This is a genomic window from Mycobacterium sp. NGS64 (assembly GCF_059812245.1).
Genome location: NZ_JCALCI010000002.1, coordinates 445,562 through 466,972 on the forward strand (window position 1 = coordinate 445,562; position 21,411 = coordinate 466,972).

Below are 21,411 nucleotides of genomic sequence, written 5' to 3' on the forward strand. Positions count from 1 at the left end.
GGCTCCCTTAGGGGCGCAACTCCAGCAGGTCGATGACCCGCTGGGCGTGCTCCTCGACGCCGCGATCCGGCGTCAGCCGAAGATCCGGATTCTCGGGCTGCTGATACGGGCTGTCGATGCCAGTGAAGTTCTGGATCTCACCGGCGCGCACTTTCGCGTACAGCCCCTTGGGATCACGCTTCTCGCACTCATCGAGCGGCGTGTCGCAGAACACCTCGAAAAAGTCGACGCCGGCGTCGGCATGGACCCTGCGGGCCAATTCGCGATGCTCGGCCAGGGGGCTAATCGCCGGCACCAGCACCACCTGACCGCTGTCGGCCAGCAGCGCCGCCACGTGCGCCAGCCGGCGCAGGTTCTCGGCGCGGTCGGCCATGGAGAAGCCCAGGTCCGCATTCAGGCCGTGGCGCAGGTTGTCGCCGTCGAGAACGTAAGCGGGAATGCGGCTTTCGAGCAGCGTCCGCTCGACCAGCATCGCCACCGACGACTTGCCGGAGCCCGACAGGCCGGTGAACCACACGGTTTTGCCTTTCGGCCGGGCTTCTGCACCGACGAGCGACTTGTGCCGCACGGTGTTCGGGCTTGCCGTCTGCGCCGCGACTTCGCGCAACACCATGCCCGCCGCCACCGTGCCGTTGGTGTTCGGGTCGATGAGGATGAACGAGCCGGTGCTGGAGTTGCGGGTGTACTCGTCGAGCAGCAGCGGAACCTGGGTCCGCAGCGAAATGCGGCCAAGTTCGTTGAGCTGCAACGCCCTTGCGCCCTTGTCGCGGTGCAGGGTGTTGACGTCGAGCCGGTACTCCAACGCCGTCACGCGTGCGCGGGTGGTTCGGGTGGTGTGCTTGATGAGGTAGTCGCGGCCCGGTTCCAGCGCCGAGTTGTCGGCCATCCAGCACACGGTCGCGTCGAAATCCTGCGTGACCCTCGGCTGGTTGTGGGCGCGCGCGATCATGTCGCCGCGTGAGATGTCGATGTCGTCGGCCAAGCTCACCGAGACGGCCATCGGTGGAAACGCTTCTTGCACAGGGCCGCCTGCGCCCTCGATCGCGGTGATCCGGGTGGTCTTGCCGACGGGCAGCACGACCACCTCGTCGCCGGGTCGCATCACCCCGCTGGCCACGGTGCCGGCGTAGCTGCGGTGGTCGCGATGCTCGTGGGTCTGCGGCCGGATGACGTATTGCACCGGGAAGCGCACGTCGACCAGGTTGCGGTCACCGGCGATGTAGACCTCTTCGAGGTGGGACAGCAGCGCCGGGCCCTCGTACCACGGTGAGTTATCCGACTTGGTCACCACGTTGTCGCCGTTGAGCGCGGAGATCGGGATGGTGGCCACGTCCTGCACGTCGAGCCGGGCCGCGAAGGCGTGGAACTCGTCGCGGATCGCCTCGAATTTCTCTTTGTCCCAGTCGATCAGATCCATCTTGTTGACCGCCAGCACGATGTGCTGGATGCCGAGCAATGAGGCCAGGAAGGCGTGCCGGCGGGACTGCTCCAGCAGGCCGTGGCGGGCGTCGACGAGCACGATCACCAGCTGAGCCGTCGACGCCCCGGTCACCATGTTGCGGGTGTACTGGATGTGTCCCGGCGTGTCGGCGATGATGAATTTCCGCTTGGGAGTTGCGAAATAGCGGTAGGCGACGTCGATGGTGATGCCCTGCTCCCGCTCGGCCCGCAGGCCGTCGGTCACCAGCGCCAGGTCGGTGTAGTCGTGGCCGCGCTCCTCCGACGCCCGCTCCACCGACGCCCATTGGTCTTCCATCACGGCCTTGGAGTCGTACAGCAGGCGCCCGATCAGGGTGGACTTGCCGTCGTCGACGGATCCGGCGGTCGCGAGCCTCAATAGCGTTGTCATCAGAAGTAGCCCTGCCGTTTGCGGTCTTCCATTCCAGCCTCCGAGATCCGGTCGTCGGCGCGGGTCGCACCGCGCTCGGTCAACCGCGCCACCGCCGTCTCGGCGATAACCTCGCTTACGGTGGCGGCCTCGGATTCCACGCACCCGGTGCAGGTGACGTCGCCGACGGTGCGGAACCGCACCGTGGCCTCGAACACCCGCTCGTCGGCGCGCGGCTGCATGTGCCGGTCCACCGCCAGGAGCATGCCGTCGCGCTGAAACACCTTGCGCCGGTGCGCGAAATAGATCGACGGCAGCTTGATCTTTTCGGCGCCGATGTAGGACCAGATGTCGAACTCGGTCCAGTTGGACAGCGGGAAGACGCGGATGTGCTCGCCCTTGTGGTGCCGTCCGTTGTAGAGGTTCCAGAGCTCGGGCCGCTGGGCCTTGGGGTCCCACTGGCCGAACTCGTCACGGAAGCTGAACACCCGCTCCTTGGCGCGCGCCTTCTCCTCGTCGCGGCGCGCCCCGCCGAACGCGGCGTCGAACTTGTTCTCGCGGATGGCGCGCAGCAGCGTCACGGTCTGGATCGGGTTGCGCGACGGGATCGTCTCGACCACCCGTCCGGCGTCGATGTCCTCCTGCACCGACGCCACCACCAGCCGCACCCCGGACTCGGCGACCAGCTCGTCGCGGGCGGCGATCACCTCGTCGAAGTTGTGGCCGGTGTCGACGTGCATCACCGGGAACGGCAGCCGTCCGGGCTTAAACGCCTTGAGCGCCAGGTGCAGCATCACGATGGAGTCCTTGCCGCCCGAGAACAGCAGGACGGGGCGCTCGAACTCCGCGGCCACCTCCCGAATGATGTGGATCGCCTCGGCCTCGAGCGAGCGCAGATGGCTCAACTCGTACTGGCCGGCCGCCGGGGCCGTGTTCACAACGCTGGTCATAGGCACCTCGTTGGATTCTTGATAAAGGTGGTCGAATTGACCATCTTTATGGTCATTGTCGTATATAGAACCAGCCGTCCCCGCCGATGTCAACGGTTTGGCGCGGGTGACAAGCAGGCGACGCATTACGCCACGAGGGGTCACTTGCCTTTTGCGCCGGCGGGTGCGTGCGCGAGCATGAGCGCATGACGACTGAAACGCAGAGCGGCCGCGAAGTCATTTCGCAATTCCTCCCCCAATCGCCGTTCGTCGCGAAGCTGGGGATCGTCGCCGATCAGCTGGCCGACGACGAGGTCAGGCTGCGGCTGCCGTGGGATCCGACCAACGTCACCGTCGGCGACATGGTGCACGGCGGCGCCATCGCCACCCTGGCCGACCTGACCGTCATGGCCGCGGCGTGGTGCGGTGCGGACGCTCCCCCGTCGCTGCGGGGCGTGACGGTGTCGATGGCGCTGGACTTCATGGCGCCGGCGCGGGCGTGCGACCTGATCGGGGTGGGCCGGGTGCTGCGGCGCGGCCGGTCGTTGGTCAACTGCGAGGCAGAGATCGTCGACCCGTCGGGCACGCTGGTCGCCAAGGCGCTGGCGACGTACAAGGTGGGCTAGAGGGTCACTTCCTCGAGCTTGCCGGTGGCGACGTCGAAGACGAAGCCGCGCAGCGAGACGTGCTTGGTCACGAACGGGCTGTTCTCGATGCGGCGCAGCGACTGCCGGACGTCCTCGGCGAGGTCCGGGAACGCCTCGGCCGCCCAGGGCGGCTTGACCCCGATCTCGTCCTGGATGCCGCGTTTGAAGTCGTCGTCGGTGAAAGTGAGCATGCCGCAGTCGCTGTGGTGGATCAGGATGATCTCCCGGGTCCCCAGCAGCCGCTGGCTGATGGCCAGCGAGCGGATGACATCGTCGGTGACGACGCCGCCCGCGTTGCGGATGACGTGGGCCTCGCCCTCGTTGAGGCCCAGGATGCGGTAGACGTCGAGCCGCGCGTCCATGCACGCGACCACCGCGACATGCTTGCTCGGCGGCAACGGCAGCGGGCCCTGGAAGCTGCTCGCGTATTGGGCGTTATTGGCCAGGTAGTCCTCGGTAACCGTCACGCAAGCCTCCTTGGGGTGTGGCGGCCTGAAAGTAGCAGCGAGCCACCCCTAATTCACGCATGAAAATCAGCCGGATCACAAGGACGAGCCCGGCTGGTTAACCTGTCCCAATGCGGCACGGGCGGCTCGGTCGGGCATGATTCGTTTCCTGGCGCGCCGGTTGCTCAACTACATCGTGCTGCTGGCGCTGGCGTCGTTTCTGACCTATTGCCTGACTTCGGTGGCGTTTTCGCCGCTGGACAGCCTCTTGCAGCGCAACCCGCGCCCGCCGCAGGCCGTCATCGACGCCAAGGCCCACGCGCTCGGCTTGGACAAGCCCATACCGCTCCGCTACGCGAACTGGGCCTCGCACGTCGTCCGCGGCGACTTCGGCACGACCATCACCGGGCAACCCGTCGCCACCACGCTGTGGCGCCGCGTCGGGGTCAGCCTGCGGCTGCTGGTCGTCGGCTCGCTGGTGGGCACGGTGCTGGGCATCGTCGCCGGGGCGTGGGGCGCGATCCGCCAGTACCGGCTGAGCGACCGCGTCGTCACGCTGCTGGCGCTGCTGTTGCTGAGCACTCCGTCGTTCGTCATCGCCAACCTGCTGATCCTGGGTGCGCTGCGGGTCAACTGGGCCCTCGACATGCATCTGTTCGACTACACCGGGGAGACGTCGCCCGGCGTGGCCGGCGGGTTCTGGCCGGAGCTGGTCGACCGGTTGCGGCACCTGATCCTGCCCACGCTGACCCTGGCGCTGATGGCGGCGGCGGGATACAGCCGATATCAGCGCAACGCGATGCTCGACGTCCTCGGGCAGGACTTCATTCGCACCGCCCGCGCCAAGGGACTGACCCGTCGGCGTGCGCTGTTCAAGCACGGGCTGCGCACCGCGCTGATACCGCTGGCGACGCTGTTCGCCTACGGGGTGGCCGGCCTGGTCACCGGGGCGGTGTTCGTCGAGAAGATCTTCGGCTGGCACGGCATGGGTGAATGGCTGGTGCAAGGCATTTCGGCGCAGGACACCAACATCATCGCGGCCATCACGCTGTTCTCCGGCACGGTGGTGTTGTTGGCTGGCCTGTTGTCGGATATCTTCTACGCGGCGCTCGATCCGAGGGTGCGGGTGCCATGACGTCTCAAGCGGCTGCGGCGCAAGGGGTTTCGACGCCGGAAGGGTTCACGTCGCGCCGGACGTTGGTGCTGCGCCGGTTCGGGCGCAACCGGCTCGCGGTGGCGTCGCTGACGCTGCTGGTGCTGCTGTTCGTCGGCTGCTACGCGCTGCCGTCGCTGCTGCCCTACTCCTACGACGACCTCGATTTCAATGCGCTGCTGCAGCCGCCGAACGCCCGGCATTGGCTGGGCACCAACGCGCTGGGCCAAGACCTGTTGGCCCAGATCCTGCGGGGTATGCAGAAGTCGATGCTGATCGGCGTCTGCGTGGCGTTCATCTCCACCGGCATCGCCGCCACGGTCGGGTCGGTCGCCGGCTACTTCGGCGGATGGCGGGACCGGGTGCTGATGTGGGTGGTCGACCTGCTGTTGGTGGTGCCCAGCTTCATCCTGATCGCGATACTGACGCCGCGGGTCAAGAAGTCCTCCAGCGTCCTGTTGCTGGTGCTGCTGCTGGCCGCATTTGGGTGGATGATCAGCTCGCGCATGGTCCGCGGCATGACGATGAGCTTGCGTGAGCGCGAATTCATCCGCGCCGCACGGTATATGGGCGTCTCCAGCCGCCGGATCATCGTCGGCCACGTGGTGCCCAACGTGGCGTCCATCCTTATCATCGACGCCGCGCTCAACGTCGCGTCGGCCATCCTTGCCGAAACCGGCCTGAGCTTCCTCGGTTTCGGAATCCAGCCGCCCGACGTGTCGCTGGGCACGCTGATTGCCAACGGTACCCAGTCGGCGACCACCTTCCCGTGGGTGTTCCTGTTCCCGGCCGGGGTCCTGGTGCTGATCCTGGTGTGCGCCAACGTGACCGGAGACGGGCTGCGCGACGCGCTCGATCCGGGGAGCGGGCTGGGGCGCCGATGAGCCCACTGCTGGAAGTTTCCGACCTGGCCGTCACTTTCCCGAGTGACGGCCCGCCGGTGACCGCGGTGCGCGGCATCAGCTATCACATCGAACCCGGCGAAGTCGTGGCCATGGTCGGTGAATCGGGCTCGGGCAAGTCCGTGTCGGCGATGGCGGTGGTCGGGCTGCTGCCGGAATACGCACACGTGCGCGGCTCGGTCCGGTTGCAGGGCACCGAGTTGCTCGGGCTCGGCGACGACGCGATGTCACGGTTCCGCGGCAAGACGGTCGGCATGGTGTTCCAGGATCCGATGTCGGCGCTGACGCCGGTGTACACCGTCGGCGACCAGATCGCCGAGGCGATCGAGGTCCACCAGCCGCGCGTCGGGCGCAAGGCCGCCCGCGGGCGCGCGGTCGAACTGCTTGAGCTGGTTGGCATCTCGCAGCCCGAGCGACGCGCCCGGGCGTTTCCGCACGAGCTGTCCGGCGGCGAACGGCAGCGCGTGGTCATCGCGATCGCGATCGCCAACGACCCCGACCTGCTGATCTGCGACGAACCCACCACCGCGCTGGACGTCACGGTGCAGGCGCAAATCCTGGAGGTGCTCAAGACGGCCCGCGACGTCACCGGCGCCGGGGTGCTCATCATCACGCACGATCTGGGTGTGGTCGCCGAGTTCGCCGACCGGGCGCTGGTGATGTACGCCGGGCGGGTCGTGGAGTCCGCCGCTGTGAGCGACCTGTACCGGGCTCGCCAGATGCCTTACACCGTCGGGCTGTTGGGGTCGGTTCCCCGGCTGGACGCCGCGCAGGGCACCCGGCTGGTGCCCATCCCCGGCGCCCCGCCGTCGCTCGCGGGGCTGGATCCGGGCTGCCCATTCGCGCCGCGCTGCCCGCTGGCCATCGACGAATGCCGCGCCGCGGAACCGGAATTGATCGAGGTCGGCCTGGATCACCGGGCCGCCTGCATCCGCACCGATCAGGTCGGCGACCGCAGCGCCGCGGACATCTACGGGGTCAACACCTCCGCGCGTGTCGAGGCGACTCCTGGTGACTCGTCGGTGGTGGTCCGGGTGCGCGATCTGGTCAAGGCCTACCGGCTGACCAAGGGCGTGGTGTTCCGTCGCGCCGTTGGCGAGGTCCGTGCCGTCGACGGCATCAGCTTCGAGCTGCGCCAGGGCCGCACGCTGGGCATCGTCGGCGAGTCCGGTTCGGGCAAGTCGACCACGCTGCACGAGATCCTGGAACTGGTTGCGCCGCAAGCCGGTTCGATCGAGGTGCTGGGCAACGACGTCGCGGCGTTGAGCCCGGCGCGCCGGCGGGAGATACGGCGTGACATCCAGGTCGTGTTCCAGGACCCGGTGGCGTCGCTGGATCCGCGGCTGCCCGTCTTCGAGCTGTTGGCCGAACCGTTGCGGGCCAACGGCTTCGACAAGAACGCCACGTTCGCGCGGGTTGCCGAGCTGCTGGAGATCGTGGGCCTGCGCCGCGCCGACGCGACCCGCTACCCCGCCGAGTTTTCCGGTGGGCAGAAGCAGCGCATCGGCATCGCGCGGACGCTGGCGCTGCAGCCCAAGATCCTAGCGCTCGACGAGCCGGTGTCCGCCCTCGACGTGTCCATCCAGGCCGGGATCATCAACCTGCTGCTCGACCTGCAGGAGCGATTCGGCTTGTCGTACCTGTTTGTTTCCCATGACCTTTCGGTGGTCAAGCACCTCGCGCACGACGTTGCGGTGATGTATTCCGGCGCCATCGTGGAGCAGGGCGACAGCGAGCAGCTGTTCGCCAATCCGCAGCATGATTACACGCGGCGGCTGCTGGGCGCGGTGCCCCAACCTGATCCGGGGAAGTATGTCTAGGGCCCTGGCCGTGTTGCTGGTCGCCGGGTTGGTGCTCACCGCATGCTCGCCGGCCATCGACCTGACGCCCACGACGGGCAACAAGGCCTCGATCGGCACCACCAGCGACCTCAACCCGCACGATCCCGCCACGCTCCAGGACGGCGGCAACCTGCGGCTCTCGCTCAGCGACTTTCCGCCGAACTTCAACATTCTCAGCATCGACGGCAACTCGGCCGAGGTCGCCTCGATGCTGAAGGCGACCTTGCCGCGAGCGTTCGTCATCGGCCCGGACGGCTCGACCACCGTCGACACCGACTACTTCACCAGCGTCGAGCTCACCGGGACCAACCCACAGGTGGTCACCTACACCATCAACCCCAAGGCCGTGTGGTCCGACGGCACGCCGGTCACCTGGCAGGACATCGCCAGCCAAATCCACGCGCTCAGCGGCGTCGACAAGGCCTTCGAGATCGCCGGATTCAGCGGCGCCGACCGCGTCGCGTCGGTGACGCGGGGGGTCGACGACCGGCAGGCCATCATGACGTTCGCCAAGCCGTACGCCGAGTGGCGCGGCATGTTCGCCGGCAACGGCATGCTGCTGCCGGCCAGCATGACCTCCACGCCGGAGGTGTTCAACAAGGGCCAGCTCGACGGGCCGGGCCCGACGGCCGGACCGTTCATCGTGTCCTCGCTGGATCGGACCACGCAGCGAATCGTGTTGACCCGCAACCCGAAATGGTGGGGCGCGCGGCCGCGGCTGGACAGCATCACCTACCTGGTGCTCGACGACGCCGCCCGGCTACCTGCGCTGCAGAACAACACGATCGACGCGACCGGGATCGGCTCCGTGGACCAGCTGACGATCGCCCAACGGACCAAGGGCATTTCGATACGGCGGGCCCCCGCGCCGAGCTGGTCCCACTTCACCTTCAACGGCGCCCCCGGGGCGATCCTGGAAGACAAGGCATTACGGGTCGCGGTGGCCAAGGGCATCGACCGGCAGACCATCGCCAAGGTCGTCCAGTACGGCCTCACCAGCAATCCGGTGGCGCTGGGCAACCACATCTACGTCGCCGGCCAACAGGGCTACCAGGACAACAGCTCCGTCGTGCCCTACGACCCGGCCGCGGCGAGCCGGGAGCTTGACGCACTGGGGTGGAAGCGGGGCGGCCAGTTCCGCGAGCGCGACGGCCGCCAGCTGGTCATCCGCGACCTGTTCTACGACGCGCAGGGCAGCAAGGTGTTCGCGCAGATCGCCCAGCACAGCCTCGCCCAGATCGGTGTCAAGCTCGAACTCGTCGCGCGGTCGGGCAGCGGCTTCTTCACCAACTACGTCAACGTCGGGGCCTTCGACATCGCGCAGTTCGGCTGGCTCGGCGACGCGTTCCCGCTCTCGTCGCTGACGCAGATCTACCAGTCCGACGGGGCGAGCAACTTCGGCAAGATCGGCAGCCCGGAGATCGACGCCGCGATCGAGCGGACGCTCGAAGAACTCGATCCCGCCAAGGCGCAGGCGTTGGCCAACGACCTCGACAAGCTCATCTGGGCCGAGGGATTCAGCCTGCCGCTGACCCAATCCCCCGGCGACGTCGCGGTGCGCAGCACGCTGGCGAACTTCGGGGCGGCCGGCCTCGGCGACCTGAACTACACCGCGATCGGGTTCATCCGGACCTGACCCGCCGCCGCAACGGCGCGGGATGGCGCAGGGCCGGCAGCCCGCCCTCGGCAATGGCGGCGAGCTCGATCGCCTTCCACAGCAAGCGGACCGACGGCCGCGGCGGGAGCTCGTCCAGCGCCGGCGCCTGGGCGGCCAGGCCCTCGAATTCGCCGCGGCACACCGCGCCGGCGACGGCCAGGGCCGCGGGCTCGCGAAAGTCCAGCGCGCTGTGCGCCATGGTGGGAAGCTTGAGCAGCTGCGCGTTCGGAATCAGGGACGCCACCCGCTGAGCGACCGGCGGCGGCGTGATGAGATCGCGGCCGCCGGAGACCACCGCGGTGGGCCAGCCGAAATTCGGCATCTCGGCCGGCAGGTCGTATGGCTCATCCTCGAAAGTGGCCGTCTGGGTCCGGCTTTCGCGTTCGGCCACGGCGGGGTCCAGCGGCAAGCCGTCGGGCTCGGCGGCATAGTCGAGTTCGCGGAACGCGATGCGGCTCACCAGGTCTTCCTCGTAACGGTACGGCAGGTTGGAGAGGGTCGCGAATCGGGACAGCGCCCACCACAACGCCTTTCGGTCGTCGAGCAGCAGGTCGAGTTGCCGGTCGAGCAGCGTCGCCCCGCCATGGCCGTAGACCGTCGCAACGACTTGGGTGGCCGCCGCCGTCATGACGCCGGCATCGACGAGCTTGCGGACTTTCGGTGCGAGCGGGGCGGTTTCGGGACTGTCGCCCCGGAGCAGCAGCCGGCGGATCGCGCGGCGCACGATCACAATGTCGTGACGCGACAGCAGCGGCGAATCGAGGACCATCGCATGCACCCGGCCCGGGTGGCGCACGCCAACTCCGGCGGCGATGTACGTGCCGTACGACGCTCCGTAGATGACGGCCGAGTCCACGCGGGCGTCGTCGAGCACGGCCGCCACGTCGTCGACGACCTGATTGACGGTGAGGGCGTCGGGCGGCAGGTCTGCATCGGAGTCGTCGTGGCGCGACATCCCCACGCCGCGATGCTCGATCATGATGACGTCGAGGCCCGCGGCGGCGGCCCGGCGCCGCAGCCCCTTGTACATCTGGACCGACGCGACTCCCGGACCTCCCGGGATGATCACCAGCGGGTGGTCGGACTTGCGGCCGCCGCGCACGTAGTAGAGATCGAACTCTTCGGCGCTACCCGGCTCGACCGGCCGACGCACCGCCCGCACGCCGGGCAGCGCGGCCAGCTTTTCCTGCTGCCGACGCCGTTTCGAGTTCATGGTCATAGCGCTCCACCAAGACAAATACCGTCGAGCGCTTCATGCTAAACGTTGAGGTCGATTCGGTGCGCGTCGTGCACGCCGTCGTAGCGGTCGGGGCTGCACGTCAGCACGATCACCTGGCCGTGCGCGCCGACGGTGTCGAACACCTGCCCCATCTTGGCCAGGCGATCGGGATCGGTGAAACCTAGCGCGTCGTCGACCACCACCGGGACGCTGTCCTCCTTGGCGACCAGGGCCGCGCCGGCCAGCCTGGCCAGGATGCCGAGCTGCTCCTTGGCGCCGCCGGACAGGGATTCGTACGGCACCGTGACACCGTTGAGGGTGCGGCTGCTGATGCACAGGTCGCTGTCGATGTCGACCTCGAAGTCGGGGCCGAACACCGGGCGACCGAGCCGCTGCAGTTCCGTGCGATAGGGCTCGACGTAGCGCTGCCGGGTGGTGTCGCGGTGCCGTGTCATCACCGAGCGCAACAACTGGGCGGCCCGCGCCCGGCTGCCGACCCGCTCGTGCTGGCCGGCGGCGTGCTCGCGTTCGGTGTGCGCGACGTCCAGCTTGCCCTGGCGGCCCTCGCTGCCGAAAACCGAAAGCTCGATGCCGATTTCGCGCAAGGCGCTTTTCGCGTCTTCGTATTGGTCGCGCAGCGCATCGGCCGCCTCGGTGGCGGCGGTCAATTCGGCGGCGACCGCGTCCGGTGCGGCGCCCGCGAGCGCGTCGGCGAGCTCGGCGACGCGGCGCTCGGCGTCTTCTTTGCCTTTAAGCGCGGCTTGCGCCGCCGACGCGAGGTCCTCGTCGCTCACCTCGGCGCGCTCCCGGGACAGCCGGTCGGTGGCGGCGTCCAGCTCGGCGCGTTGGGCCTGCAGCGTGTTCTGGGAAACCGTTGCGCGCGTTGAGGCCTCGGCCAGCGCGGCGTCGGCGGCCGTCGCGGCTTTGCGGCGTTGGTCGAATTCCGTGGCCGCGGCGGTGTGGGCGGCCTCGGCGGCGTCCAGTTCGGCGCGGGCGGCGTCGGCGTCTTTCGGGACGAGGTGCGGGTCGGCCGGTTGATCGGCGCGCAGCTGCGCCAGCCGCTCCCGCAGTTGGTCGACGGTTTCGTCGCCGCACAGCCCGGATAACGTGGCGTCCAATTGGTCGCGGCAGCCCTGCAGTTCGCGGCGGCGCTGGTCGGCGGACCGCGCCGACGCGAGGTCCGCCACTTCGGCCGCTTGCAGCGCTTTAGCGAGTTCGTCTTGTGCCGCAGCGTATTTGGCTTGGATGTCAAGCGTGGTCGCGCCGGGGGTGACCCGCGCGGTCAGGACGCCGGGAACCTCGACGGTGGTGGGGCCGGTCGCGGTGATGGACCAGCTTTGGCCGACCGGCAGGGACACGCGTTGGTCGCCGGTGGCGAGCTCGATGTCGGCAATGGCGGTGAATTCCACCGCGGCGGAGGTCAACGCCAGCTGTCCGCCGATGCGATCGACGGCGGCGGCGGCGTCCTCGATGCGCCGTAGCGACTCGTCGGTGATTTTGACCGCTGCCAGCTCTTGGCAGACGCGGTGGCGGTCGCTTTGGAGGGCGGCGATCTTGGCCAGCCGGGCGCTCAGCCGGTCGGCCTCCTCGCGGGCGGCGAGCTGATCGACGGCGCGCCGCGCGGATTCGGCGCGGTGTTTCAGGTCCGCCAGTCGCTGGGCGGCTGCTTCGACGGCTTCGTGGGCGGCCTGCGCGTCGGCCGTCGCCGCCTTGTGTGCCTCTGCGGCCTGCTGCGCTCCGGCCGTGGCGGCGGCGACGCTGGCGGTGCGGGTCTGGATTTCGGTGAGCAGCCGCACGCGCCCGGTGTGGGCGGCGCCGGCCGCGGTGCAGGTGGCGGTCGCGGCGTCGGCGAGCAGCTTGGCCTCGCGCGCCTGGTTGGTAAGTTCGGCGATCCGGTCGGCGGCTCTCTGGGCGGCCTCGAGCCGGGGGCCGGCGGCGGCGCGCTGCTGCGATAGCTCGGCCACCCGCTCCGTCAGCTCCGCGTGGCGTCGCACCCGGTCGTCGACCTCGGCCACCGCCGCCGCCCATTCGGCGACCGCGGCCTCGGCGTCTTTCAGGCGGCCGATCGCGGCGGCCCATTCCCCCGTCGGCCGTCCGGTCGGGGTGAAGTAGCGGCCGTATTCCGCGTCGATCCGCTCGATCAGCAGCGGCTCGGTGCCCGACAACGCGGCCGCGTCACCCGCGGCCACATCCAGGGCTCGCGACAACGCGTCGCAGCCGGACAGGTCCACCGCGGCCGTCGACGTGGCCTGCAACACCCGTTGGGCGTGCCAGAGGTCGTTGTCGACCGTCTCGGCCAGCATCGCCCGGACCCGCTCGTGGGCTTCGTCGCCGGTGAGCTGTTCGCGGCGCGGCGTCAGCACCGTCAGCTCGGTTTCGCACTTCTTGTGGAACCGTTTGCGGTAGACGAAACGATAAGGGCCGCAGCTGATTTCGGCGCTCACCTCGGAGCCGACGTCGCTGTGGGTCGGCTTGACCTGCTTGACTTCCTTTTTGGTGGAGCGGTCCCGGGATTCCAGCAGCAGGTCCAGCGCCTCGATCATCGAGGACTTGCCGATCTCGTTGGCGCCGCAGACCACCACCACGCCGTGGTCGGGGAACTCGATCTCGCGGTGCGCGATGCCACGGTAGTTGGTCAGGACGAGCCGGTGCAGCTTCACGCGGCGCCCCGATCGGCTAGGCGCAGGAGCAGGGCCAATGCGGCTTGGGCGTCGGCGGATTCGGCGTTGCCTTCCCGCGCCGTCGCCACCAGTTCGTCGACAGCCGCGGCGGCGAACCCGCCGATGCCGAGGTCGCTGAACTCGCCGTCGGCGGGAACCACCACGAGGTCGGTGTGGCTGTCCCAGGTGCGCAGGTGGGCAAACAGCCGCGCATAGCGGTCCAGGCACGCGTCCAGCGCGGCGCGGTCGGTGACCGTCAACGATCCGGTCAGCGCCAACCGCACCACCGTCCGGTCCTTGTCCTTCATCAGATCGAGGTTCATGTCGAGGTCGGCGATGTCGCGGTTGGTGTCGACCTGGCGGTGCAGGGTGACGAACCGCCAGCGGCCGACGTCCCGCGGCTCCACGGTGACGCGGCCGTCGTCGACGTCGACGACGAGCACGTGACCGGGGTCCGATTCGACGTCGTCGAAGTTGGTGACTTCCGGCGAGCCCGAATACCAGACGCGGCCGCTGTCGTCGACCTCGGTGAGCGAATGTTTGTCTCCCAGCGCGACATAATGGATCACGCCGCGGCTTAGGGCGTCGTCGAGTTTCGCAAGGCGGATCAGCGAGGGTTTGTCGCGGTCGGGATCCAGGACGTCGACGCCGCCGTGCGCCACGAGGATGCGGGTCGCTGAGGTGGGCGTGAGGCCGTCGAGGACGTCGGCGACGAGGTCGGTGGTCGGCGCCTTGGACCGCCATGGCGCGGCGACGATCTCGAGCCCGGGCTTGATTTGGTGAACGCCGGCCCGGTCGAGGACGGTGACGTTGTCGGGGCGTTCGGCGGTGAACAGCGCGCTGGTGTACACCGACGACGCGTCGAGCGGATCATGGTTGCCGGGTAGCAGGTAGACGGGAATCCCTATGGCGCGCATGGCTTCCAGGGATTGGCCGATCACCTGCGGGGCGAGTTGATTGTGTTCGAAGACGTCGCCGGCGACGACGACGAACTCGGCGCCCACCTCGGCCGCCAGCGCGCCCAGTCCGGCCACCGCGTCGCGGCGCGCGGCCGAATACCGCGGCTGCGCGTCGCCGGCGAGGAAGTGCCGCGTCATGCCCAGTTGCCAGTCGGCGGTGTGCAGGAATCGCATCCGGCGGCCCCCTTTCGAGTCGTGGCTATCAGGGCACCGCGAAGTCTAGGTCTGCGCGCCGACAAGTCGCGGGACCTCGCTCGGCAGGTCTCCGGGGAACCAGCGGTTTCCTCCATCAAATCCCTTGTTTCACACTCAATTTCTGTGCGACGTTTTTTGTCGGACCCCTTGGCTAGCTTGGGGGCATGAGTTCTGGCAGCGTCGGTGACCGCGGGGCGATCGCGGCTGCCTTTGATGCGCTGGATGCCGCGATGGACACGGTGGTCGGGCTGGACTGTGAGGCGTTGACCACCAACGAGTGGTTGGCGTTGCTGGCGCGCTGCGAGAAGGTGCGCCGGCGGCTGCCCGCCGTGGAACATCCGATGATCAACTGCCTGGCCCGGCAGGCCACGGCCGAGGAGTTGGGCGGCAAGCTTTCCCACGCGATCGCCGAGGCGACGCTGACCAGTCGCGCTGAGGCTGCTCGGCGCATCAGCGAGGCGGCCGAGTTGGGGCCGCGCCACGGCCTGACCGGAGAGCGGTTGGCACCGGTGCTGGCCGCCACCGCCGCCGCCCAACGGCAGGGAACCCTGGGCGCCGGGCAGGTGCGGGTGATCCGGCGGTTTTTCCGCCAGTTGCCCGGCTGGGTCGACCACGCCACCCGCGAGCAGGTGGAAACCAAGTTGGCCGGCGAGGGCACCCAATATTGCCCCGAGCAATTAGCCGCGTTGGCCGCCGTGCTGGCCGACTGCCTCAACCCCGACGGGAATTACAGCGACGACGACCGGGCGCGGCGGCGCGGGCTGACGTTGGGTCCCCAAGGCCCCGATGGGATGTCAGAACTGCGCGGCCACCTGACCCCGGAAGCCCGTACGACAGTGGAAGCGGTGTTGGCCAAGCTGGCCGCCCCCGGCATGTGCAACCCGCTCGACGACGCCCCCACCGTCGACGGCACACCGCCTCAAGACGCCATCGACAAAGACGCCCGCAGCGCCGCCCAACGCAACCACGACGCCCTTAACGCCGCGCTGCGCGCGCTGCTGTGCTCGGGCACGCTGGGCCAGCACAACGGGCTGCCCGCCTCGATCATCGTCACCACCACCCTGGCCGAACTCGAAGCCGCCGCCGGCCGGGGGCTGACCGGTGGGGGCAGCATCTTGCCCATCAGCGACGTCATCCGCCTGGCCCGCCACGCCCACCACTACCTGGCCATCTTCGACCACGGCAACGGCAAAGCCCTGGCGCTCTATCACACCAAACGCCTAGCCTCCCCCGCCCAGCGAATCGTGTTGTACGGCAAGGAACACGGCTGCAGCGCCCCAGGCTGCACCGTGGCCGGCTACTACAGCGAAGTCCACCACGTCACCGACTACGCCCAATGCCACACCACCGACGTCAACGACCTCACCTTCGCCTGCGGCTGCCACCACCGCATGCTGCACCCCGACGGCTGGACCACCCGCAAAAACAGCCGCGGCGAAACCGAATGGATCCCCCCACCCCACCTCGACCGCGGCCAACCCCGCACCAACACCTACTGGCACCCCGAAAAACTCCTCCACACCGAAGACGGAGAAGACGACGACGATCATGACGACGCGGCGTAGCGTGAGCGCGTGACTGAACGGCGCACGCTGCTGCTGATGCGGCACGCGAAATCCGACTACCCGGAGGGAGTCCCGGATCATGACCGGCCCCTGGCGCCGCGCGGCATCCGGGAGGCCGGGCTGGCTGGGGACTGGTTGCGCGCCAACGTTCCCGCGATCGACGCCGTGCTGTGCTCCACCGCGACTCGCGCGCGGCAGACGTTGGACAGGACGGGAATCGACGCCCCGGTGCGCTACAGCGAGCGGCTCTACGGCGCCACCCCGGGAACGATGATCGCGGAGATCAACGAGACGGGCGACGACATCGGCACGCTGCTGGTCGTCGGTCACGAGCCCACGATGTCCGGGCTCGCGATCATCCTGGCCGCCGATGACGGCACGGACGTCGCTCTGCTGGAACGCATCTCGACGAAATTCCCGACGTCGGCCATCGCAGTGCTGGCGGTGCCAAGCGCGTGGAAGGGACTCGAACCGGGCGGGGCCGCGCTGACCGGCTTCGAGGTTCCGCGCTAGCTGTTGGTGGACAGCGTCAGCTCCATCAGCTTGAGCGCCTGCCCACAGGCGTCAATCCCGGGCACCTGGGGGTTGACCCACCACCCAACCACCCCGGCCGCGTTGCTCGCCACGCCGCACGCGCCGTTCGGGTCGTCCGGGCGCATCACGATCGACTCGATGCCCGCGATCGAGCGGTTCTCGACCTTGTACTTGAGGAAGTCGGCCACCTTGCGCTCTTCGCCCAGGCTGCCCTGCTCGAACCAGAACCGGGAGATGTCGATCAGCCCCGCCGGGTTCGCCGCCTGCCACCGGCAGATGGCCCCGACGAACGTGCTCTGAATGTCCAGCGGGTCGGCGCCGACGGTCTTGGCCAGGATGTCGCTGGTCAACACCTCGCACTCCTTGAGCAGGTTCGGGTACTGCTGCTGAGAGGTGTTGTTGCGCGGGGGGTTGCCGCCCGCCTTGATGGCGTTACCCCCGATGGACCTCGAACATCCGGTCAACACCAACAGCGCGGCGAACACCGCGGCCACGCAGGCGCGAACGGTTCGCCGGCTCATTTGGAGTTCGCAATCGACTGACGGGCCAGTTCCTTGGCTATGTCGCAGGGCGGCGGGAACGGCTTCTGGCTGAAGCTGACCGACCATTCGATGAAGTCGTCCTGGAACTGGATGCCTACCTCGCAGAGCGAGTCGCCCAGGTTGGGCTCGTTGCCGACGGCGATGAAGCCGCCGTGGCCGTTGATGTTGATGTCGTCGACGCTGGCGCGCGACAGCTCCTCGGTCTTGCGCTCGCGTCCGATCGGGCTGCCGCGATACCAGGAAAAGGAGAAGTGCGGGCCGAGAATCCCGCCGCCCGCCAGCCACTGGCACCCGACCGAGTTCCTGGCGGTGTTCACCAGCCCGGTCACCTTCGTCAGCTCTGACACGGTCTGATCGTTGATGCCGCCGCATTGCGGGAACATCGGCCCGTGATGGCCCTCGCCGTTGCCCGGCGTCGACGATGCCGTCGCTCCCGGTTTGTTGTCGCCGGAACCCGAGCATCCCGCAATCGTCGGGATCAGAATCGCTAAGGCCGACGCCACGAGAGCCAGCGCCCTCGCGCGGGGCCTACTGCGGGGCCTTCTGCTCGTCACACGATGCACTGTAGCGGGACCGCGGCGGCCAACCGCCGACGCCGCGCCTGAGCAGGCATTTCGGCCCCGTGTTGACGAGCGCGGGGCGCGCCGTATGCGACAGTGAGCAGATGCTCCTGGCACTGCTGCGCCAGTACATCCGGCCGTACCGGCGGCTGGTTGCGGTGCTGCTGGCGCTCCAGCTGACCAGCACCCTGGCGTCGCTGTACCTGCCCACGGTCAACGCCTCGATTATCGACGAGGGCGTCGCCAAGGGTGACACCGCCACCATCGTCCGGCTCGGCATGGTGATGCTTTCGGTCACCGGGTTGCAGGTGCTGTGCGCGGTCGGGGCCGTCTACGTCGGCTCGCGGGCGGGCATGGGCTTCGGCCGCGACCTGCGCCAAGCGATTTTCGAACACGTCACCACCTTCTGCGAGCACGAGACCGACCGATTCGGCGCGCCAACCCTGCTGACGCGCAGCACCAACGACGTCCGGCAGATCCAGTACCTGGTCCAGATCGGCGGCACCGTGCTGATCACCGCGCCGATCATGTGCGTGGGCGGCATCGTCATGGCCCTGCACCAGGAGGCCGCGCTCGCCTGGCTGCTGCTGGTCAGCGTCCCGGTGATGGCGGTGACCAACTACTTCGTCATGTCGCGCATGCTGCCGCTGCTGCGCCGGATGCAAGGCCTGATCGACGGCATCAACCGCGTGGTGCGCGACCAACTGTCCGGCGTACGGGTGGTCCGCGCGTTCGCCCGCGAGGGCTACGAGCGCGACCGGTTCGCCCGCGCCAACACCGCGCTGTCGAACACCGCGCTGGCCGCCGGCAATCTGCAGGCGCTGATGCCCCCGCTGACCACACTGACCATCAACGTGTCCAGCGTCGCGCTGATCTGGTTCGGCGGCCTGCGCATCGACCGGGGCCAGATGCAGGTCGGTTCGCTGACCGCCTTCCTGGTGTACTTCACCCAGATCCTGATGGCGGTCTTGATGGCCACAATGACGCTGGTGGTGCTGCCGCGCGCGGCGGTGTGCGCCGAACGGATCACCGAGGTGCTCGACACCCGCGCCGCCGTACAGGACCCACCGAACCCGAGGTTCCCGCTGGGCGGGATCGCGGGCGTCGTGCGGTTGGAGGGCGCCACCTTCACCTATCCGGGCGCCGATCGCCCGGTGCTGCAAGACATTTCGTTCACGGCGACCCCCGGGACGACGACCGCGATCGTCGGAAGCACGGGTTCGGGCAAGTCGACGCTGATCTCCCTGATCTGCCGGCTCTACGACGTCACCTCGGGCGCCGTGCTGATCGACGACGTCGACGTCCGCGACTACCACACCGAGCGGCTGTGGTCGGCGATCGGGCTGGTGCCCCAGCGCGGCTACCTGTTCTCCGGCACGGTGGCCGAGAACCTGCGCTACGGCGCGGCTCCCGGGCAGGTGGTGACGGACGACGAGATGTGGGAGGCGTTGCGGATAGCCGACGCCGACGGGTTCGTCCGGGCCCACGATGACGGGCTGCACATGCGCGTCGCCCAGGGCGGCATCAACTTCTCCGGTGGCCAGCGGCAGCGGCTGGCGATCGCGCGGGCCGTCATCCGCCGCCCCGCGATCTACCTGTTCGACGACTCCTTCGCCGCGCTCGACGTGCACACCGACGCCCGGGTGCGCGCGTCGCTTGCCGAGGTGTGCGGTCCCAGGAATCCGGCCACGATAATCGTTGTCACCCAACGCGTTTCCACCGCGGCCCAGGCCGACCAGGTGATCGTCGTCGACGGCGGGAAACTGGTGGGTGCGGGCACGCACGAATCGCTGCTCGCGGAATGTCCCACCTACGCGGAATTCGCCGACTCGCAGTCGGTGGGGGCCGGGGTGGGGGGTGAGCAATGACCGTGGCGCCCGTGGCACCGGCGGCGGGACGCTCCCACGACTTCTGGGCATCGGCGACCCGACTGATGAAACGGCTTGCGCCGCAACGGCGCCTGAGCCTCGCGGTGATCGCGCTGGGCATCACCGGCACGGCGATCGGGGTGGTCGTGCCCCGAATCCTGGGCCACGCCACCGACCTGCTGTTCAACGGCGTCATCGGGCGGCAGCTGCCGGCCGGTACCAGCAAGGCGCAGGCCGTCGCCGCCGCCCGCGCCCGCGGCCAGAACGCATTCGCCGACCTGCTGTCCGGGATGAACGTGGTGCCCGGGCGGGGTGTGGACTTCGGGGCGGTGGCCCGAACGCTGGCGCTGGCCCTGGCGCTGTATGTTGTTTCCGCGCTACTGATTTGGGCGCAGGTCCGGCTGCTCAACGTCACCGTGCAGCGCACCATGGTCGCGCTGCGCTCGGACGTCGAGGACAAGATCCACCGGCTGCCTCTGGCCTACTTCGACAGGCGCCAACGCGGCGAGGTGCTGAGCCGGGTCACCAACGACATCGACAACGTGCAGTCGTCACTGTCGATGACGATCAGCCAGCTTTTGACGGCGGCCCTGACGGTGGTGGCCGTGCTGGCGATGATGGTGTCCATCTCCCCGCTGCTCGCCGGCATCACGCTGCTGGCCGTGCCGATCTCGCTGCTGGCGACGCGGGCGATCGCGCGGCGTTCGCAGCGCCTGTTCGTCGCCCAGTGGCGCAGCACCGGTCGCCTGAACGCCCACATCGAGGAGACCTACAGCGGATTCACGGTGGTCCGGACGTTCGGCCACCAGGCCGCGGCGCGCGAGCAGTTCCGCCGCCTCAACGACGAGGTCTACCGGGCCAGCTTCGGCGCCCAGTTCTTCTCCGGCCTGGTGGCGCCGGCGACGGGGTTCATCGGCAACGTCGGCTACGCCGCGGTCGCCGTCGTCGGCGGCCTGCAGGTGGCCACCGGGCAGATCACGCTGGGCAGCATCCAGGCCTTCATCCAATACCTGCGGCAGTTCAACGCGCCGGTGAGCCAGGTGGCCGGGATGTACAACACCCTGCAATCCGGGGTGGCCAGCGCCGAGCGGGTGTTCGAGCTGCTCGACGAGCCCGAGGAGCCGCCGGACCAGGAGCGGGCGTTGCCGCGGTCCAACGGCGGCCGCGTCGAGTTCGAGCACGTGAACTTCTCGTACCGGCCGGGCACGCCGGTGATCCACGACCTGTCGCTGGTGGCCGAGCCGGGCAGCACGGTGGCGATCGTGGGGCCGACCGGGGCGGGCAAGACCACGCTGGTGAACCTGCTGATGCGGTTCTACGACGTCGACTCGGGCCGAATACTGATCGACGGGCTCGACATCACCACCGTGAGCAGGCAGTCGCTGCGATCGGGAATCGGCATGGTGCTGCAGGACACTTGGCTGTTCGACGGGACGATCGCGGAGAACATCGCCTACGGCCGCCCGGAAGCCACCGAAGACGAGGTGATCGAGGCCGCCAAGGCGGCGTACGTGGACCGGTTCGTGCATACCCTGCCGGCCGGCTACCAGACCCCGGTCAGCGGCGGCGGCACCAACATCAGCGCCGGCGAGCGCCAGCTCATCACCATCGCCCGCGCATTCCTCGCCCGGCCGCGGCTGCTGATCCTGGACGAGGCGACCAGCTCGGTGGACACCCGCACCGAGACGCTCGTTCAGCGCGCCATGCGCGAACTTCGCCGCGGCCGCACGAGTTTCATTATCGCGCACCGCCTTTCGACCATCCGCGACGCCGACCGCATCGTCGTCGTCGAGGCCGGCCGCATCGTCGAACAGGGCAGCCACGCCCAACTGCTGGCGCGGCGCGGCGCCTACTACGCGATGACCCAGGCTAGTCGGGCTTAGTTACCAAGAAACCGTTGAGGATC

Annotated in this window: 16 protein-coding genes and 1 pseudogene; 9 read left to right on the plus strand and 8 right to left on the minus strand. The window is 68.7% G+C overall.

Annotated elements, in window-relative coordinates:
• Window positions 1-7: 7 nt before the first annotated feature.
• Together cysC and cysD are read right to left on the minus strand one after the other, a co-directional pair.
• Window positions 8-1,849, minus strand: a complete 1,842-nt coding sequence (gene cysC / locus AC5Y4S_RS10490; protein ID WP_500032522.1) for an adenylyl-sulfate kinase — start codon at window positions 1,847-1,849, stop codon at window positions 8-10.
• Window positions 1,849-2,834 (minus strand): annotated as a pseudogene (gene cysD / locus AC5Y4S_RS10495) (sulfate adenylyltransferase subunit CysD). Before cysD ends, cysC begins: the two are co-directional and overlap by 1 nt.
• Window positions 2,835-2,963: 129 nt before the next feature.
• Between cysD and AC5Y4S_RS10500 the strand changes: the two are divergent.
• The gene (locus tag AC5Y4S_RS10500; RefSeq protein ID WP_068127832.1) at window positions 2,964-3,383 is read left to right on the plus strand and encodes a PaaI family thioesterase; all 420 of its coding nucleotides are present in this window, start codon (window positions 2,964-2,966) and stop codon (window positions 3,381-3,383) included.
• Here the strand turns inward: AC5Y4S_RS10500 and AC5Y4S_RS10505 are convergent.
• Window positions 3,380-3,871 carry a beta-class carbonic anhydrase gene (locus tag AC5Y4S_RS10505; protein ID WP_500032523.1) on the minus strand — a complete coding sequence of 164 codons (492 nt, stop codon included), beginning with the start codon at window positions 3,869-3,871 and terminating at the stop codon, window positions 3,380-3,382. The two genes, AC5Y4S_RS10500 and AC5Y4S_RS10505, sit on opposite strands and share 4 nt — an antisense overlap.
• A 136-nt stretch (window positions 3,872-4,007) precedes the next feature.
• On the opposite strand from AC5Y4S_RS10505, the gene AC5Y4S_RS10510 reads away from it, so the two are divergent.
• The 4 genes from AC5Y4S_RS10510 to AC5Y4S_RS10525 are packed head-to-tail and all read left to right on the plus strand — an operon-like array spanning window position 4,008 to window position 9,382.
• Window positions 4,008-4,985, plus strand: coding sequence for an ABC transporter permease (locus tag AC5Y4S_RS10510; RefSeq protein WP_500032524.1), 978 nt, complete (start codon window positions 4,008-4,010; stop codon window positions 4,983-4,985).
• Window positions 4,982-5,887 (plus strand): ABC transporter permease, encoded by a 906-nt coding sequence (locus tag AC5Y4S_RS10515; RefSeq protein ID WP_500032525.1) that lies wholly within the window; start codon window positions 4,982-4,984, stop codon window positions 5,885-5,887. Before AC5Y4S_RS10510 ends, AC5Y4S_RS10515 begins: the two co-directional genes overlap by 4 nt.
• On the plus strand, window positions 5,884-7,725 hold the full coding sequence (locus AC5Y4S_RS10520; RefSeq protein WP_500032526.1) for an ABC transporter ATP-binding protein: 1,842 nt from the start codon (window positions 5,884-5,886) through the stop codon (window positions 7,723-7,725). Before AC5Y4S_RS10515 ends, AC5Y4S_RS10520 begins: the two co-directional genes overlap by 4 nt.
• Window positions 7,718-9,382 (plus strand): ABC transporter family substrate-binding protein, encoded by a 1,665-nt coding sequence (locus AC5Y4S_RS10525; RefSeq protein WP_500032527.1) that lies wholly within the window; start codon window positions 7,718-7,720, stop codon window positions 9,380-9,382. Before AC5Y4S_RS10520 ends, AC5Y4S_RS10525 begins: the two co-directional genes overlap by 8 nt.
• Here the strand turns inward: AC5Y4S_RS10525 and AC5Y4S_RS10530 are convergent.
• The 3 genes from AC5Y4S_RS10530 to AC5Y4S_RS10540 are packed head-to-tail and all read right to left on the minus strand — an operon-like array spanning window position 9,369 to window position 14,415.
• Window positions 9,369-10,622: an alpha/beta hydrolase gene (locus AC5Y4S_RS10530; protein ID WP_500032528.1), complete on the minus strand. Its 1,254-nt coding sequence runs from the start codon at window positions 10,620-10,622 to the stop codon at window positions 9,369-9,371. The genes AC5Y4S_RS10525 and AC5Y4S_RS10530 overlap by 14 nt on opposite strands.
• Window positions 10,623-10,660: 38 nt before the next feature.
• Window positions 10,661-13,282 (minus strand): AAA family ATPase, encoded by a 2,622-nt coding sequence (locus AC5Y4S_RS10535; RefSeq protein WP_500032529.1) that lies wholly within the window; start codon window positions 13,280-13,282, stop codon window positions 10,661-10,663.
• A complete protein-coding gene (locus AC5Y4S_RS10540) occupies window positions 13,279-14,415 on the minus strand; it encodes a metallophosphoesterase family protein (protein WP_500032530.1) in 1,137 nt (378 codons plus the stop codon). Before AC5Y4S_RS10540 ends, AC5Y4S_RS10535 begins: the two co-directional genes overlap by 4 nt.
• Before the next feature lie 185 nt (window positions 14,416-14,600).
• Here AC5Y4S_RS10540 and AC5Y4S_RS10545 point away from each other — a divergent pair, with 185 nt between their 5' ends.
• Window positions 14,601-16,001 carry an HNH endonuclease signature motif containing protein gene (locus AC5Y4S_RS10545; RefSeq protein ID WP_500032531.1) on the plus strand — a complete coding sequence of 467 codons (1,401 nt, stop codon included), beginning with the start codon at window positions 14,601-14,603 and terminating at the stop codon, window positions 15,999-16,001.
• A gap of 9 nt (window positions 16,002-16,010) precedes the next feature.
• Window positions 16,011-16,514, plus strand: coding sequence for a SixA phosphatase family protein (locus tag AC5Y4S_RS10550; protein ID WP_500032532.1), 504 nt, complete (start codon window positions 16,011-16,013; stop codon window positions 16,512-16,514).
• Here AC5Y4S_RS10550 and AC5Y4S_RS10555 read toward each other — a convergent pair.
• Both AC5Y4S_RS10555 and AC5Y4S_RS10560 read right to left on the minus strand, forming a co-directional pair.
• Window positions 16,511-17,056, minus strand: coding sequence for a DUF3558 domain-containing protein (locus tag AC5Y4S_RS10555; protein WP_500032533.1), 546 nt, complete (start codon window positions 17,054-17,056; stop codon window positions 16,511-16,513). The two genes, AC5Y4S_RS10550 and AC5Y4S_RS10555, sit on opposite strands and share 4 nt — an antisense overlap.
• The gene (locus tag AC5Y4S_RS10560; protein ID WP_500032534.1) at window positions 17,053-17,631 is read right to left on the minus strand and encodes a DUF3558 domain-containing protein; all 579 of its coding nucleotides are present in this window, start codon (window positions 17,629-17,631) and stop codon (window positions 17,053-17,055) included. The genes AC5Y4S_RS10555 and AC5Y4S_RS10560 overlap by 4 nt, the downstream gene beginning before the upstream one ends.
• 110 nt (window positions 17,632-17,741) lie before the next feature.
• Between AC5Y4S_RS10560 and AC5Y4S_RS10565 the strand changes: the two genes are divergently transcribed.
• Window positions 17,742-19,505, plus strand: a complete 1,764-nt coding sequence (locus tag AC5Y4S_RS10565; protein ID WP_500032535.1) for an ABC transporter ATP-binding protein — start codon at window positions 17,742-17,744, stop codon at window positions 19,503-19,505.
• Entirely contained in the window at window positions 19,502-21,388 is a 1,887-nt protein-coding gene (locus AC5Y4S_RS10570; RefSeq protein WP_500032536.1) for an ABC transporter ATP-binding protein, read from the plus strand. The genes AC5Y4S_RS10565 and AC5Y4S_RS10570 overlap by 4 nt, the downstream gene beginning before the upstream one ends.
• The last annotated feature ends 23 nt before the right edge of the window (window positions 21,389-21,411 follow it).

Bases quoted from the DNA above. Each gene is read 5' to 3' on its own strand.
- AC5Y4S_RS10510 (WP_500032524.1), top strand. From the start codon at position 4,008: ATGATTCGTTTCCTGGCGCGCCGGTTGCTCAACTACATCGTGCTGCTG.
- AC5Y4S_RS10530 (WP_500032528.1), bottom strand. From the start codon at position 10,622: ATGACCATGAACTCGAAACGGCGTCGGCAGCAGGAAAAGCTGGCCGCG.
- AC5Y4S_RS10520 (WP_500032526.1), top strand. From the start codon at position 5,884: ATGAGCCCACTGCTGGAAGTTTCCGACCTGGCCGTCACTTTCCCGAGT.
- AC5Y4S_RS10525 (WP_500032527.1), top strand. From the start codon at position 7,718: ATGTCTAGGGCCCTGGCCGTGTTGCTGGTCGCCGGGTTGGTGCTCACC.
- AC5Y4S_RS10570 (WP_500032536.1), top strand. From the start codon at position 19,502: ATGACCGTGGCGCCCGTGGCACCGGCGGCGGGACGCTCCCACGACTTC.
- AC5Y4S_RS10545 (WP_500032531.1), top strand. From the start codon at position 14,601: ATGAGTTCTGGCAGCGTCGGTGACCGCGGGGCGATCGCGGCTGCCTTT.
- AC5Y4S_RS10515 (WP_500032525.1), top strand. From the start codon at position 4,982: ATGACGTCTCAAGCGGCTGCGGCGCAAGGGGTTTCGACGCCGGAAGGG.
- AC5Y4S_RS10500 (WP_068127832.1), top strand. From the start codon at position 2,964: ATGACGACTGAAACGCAGAGCGGCCGCGAAGTCATTTCGCAATTCCTC.
- AC5Y4S_RS10565 (WP_500032535.1), top strand. From the start codon at position 17,742: ATGCTCCTGGCACTGCTGCGCCAGTACATCCGGCCGTACCGGCGGCTG.
- AC5Y4S_RS10555 (WP_500032533.1), bottom strand. From the start codon at position 17,056: ATGAGCCGGCGAACCGTTCGCGCCTGCGTGGCCGCGGTGTTCGCCGCG.
- AC5Y4S_RS10540 (WP_500032530.1), bottom strand. From the start codon at position 14,415: ATGCGATTCCTGCACACCGCCGACTGGCAACTGGGCATGACGCGGCAC.
- cysC (WP_500032522.1), bottom strand. From the start codon at position 1,849: ATGACAACGCTATTGAGGCTCGCGACCGCCGGATCCGTCGACGACGGC.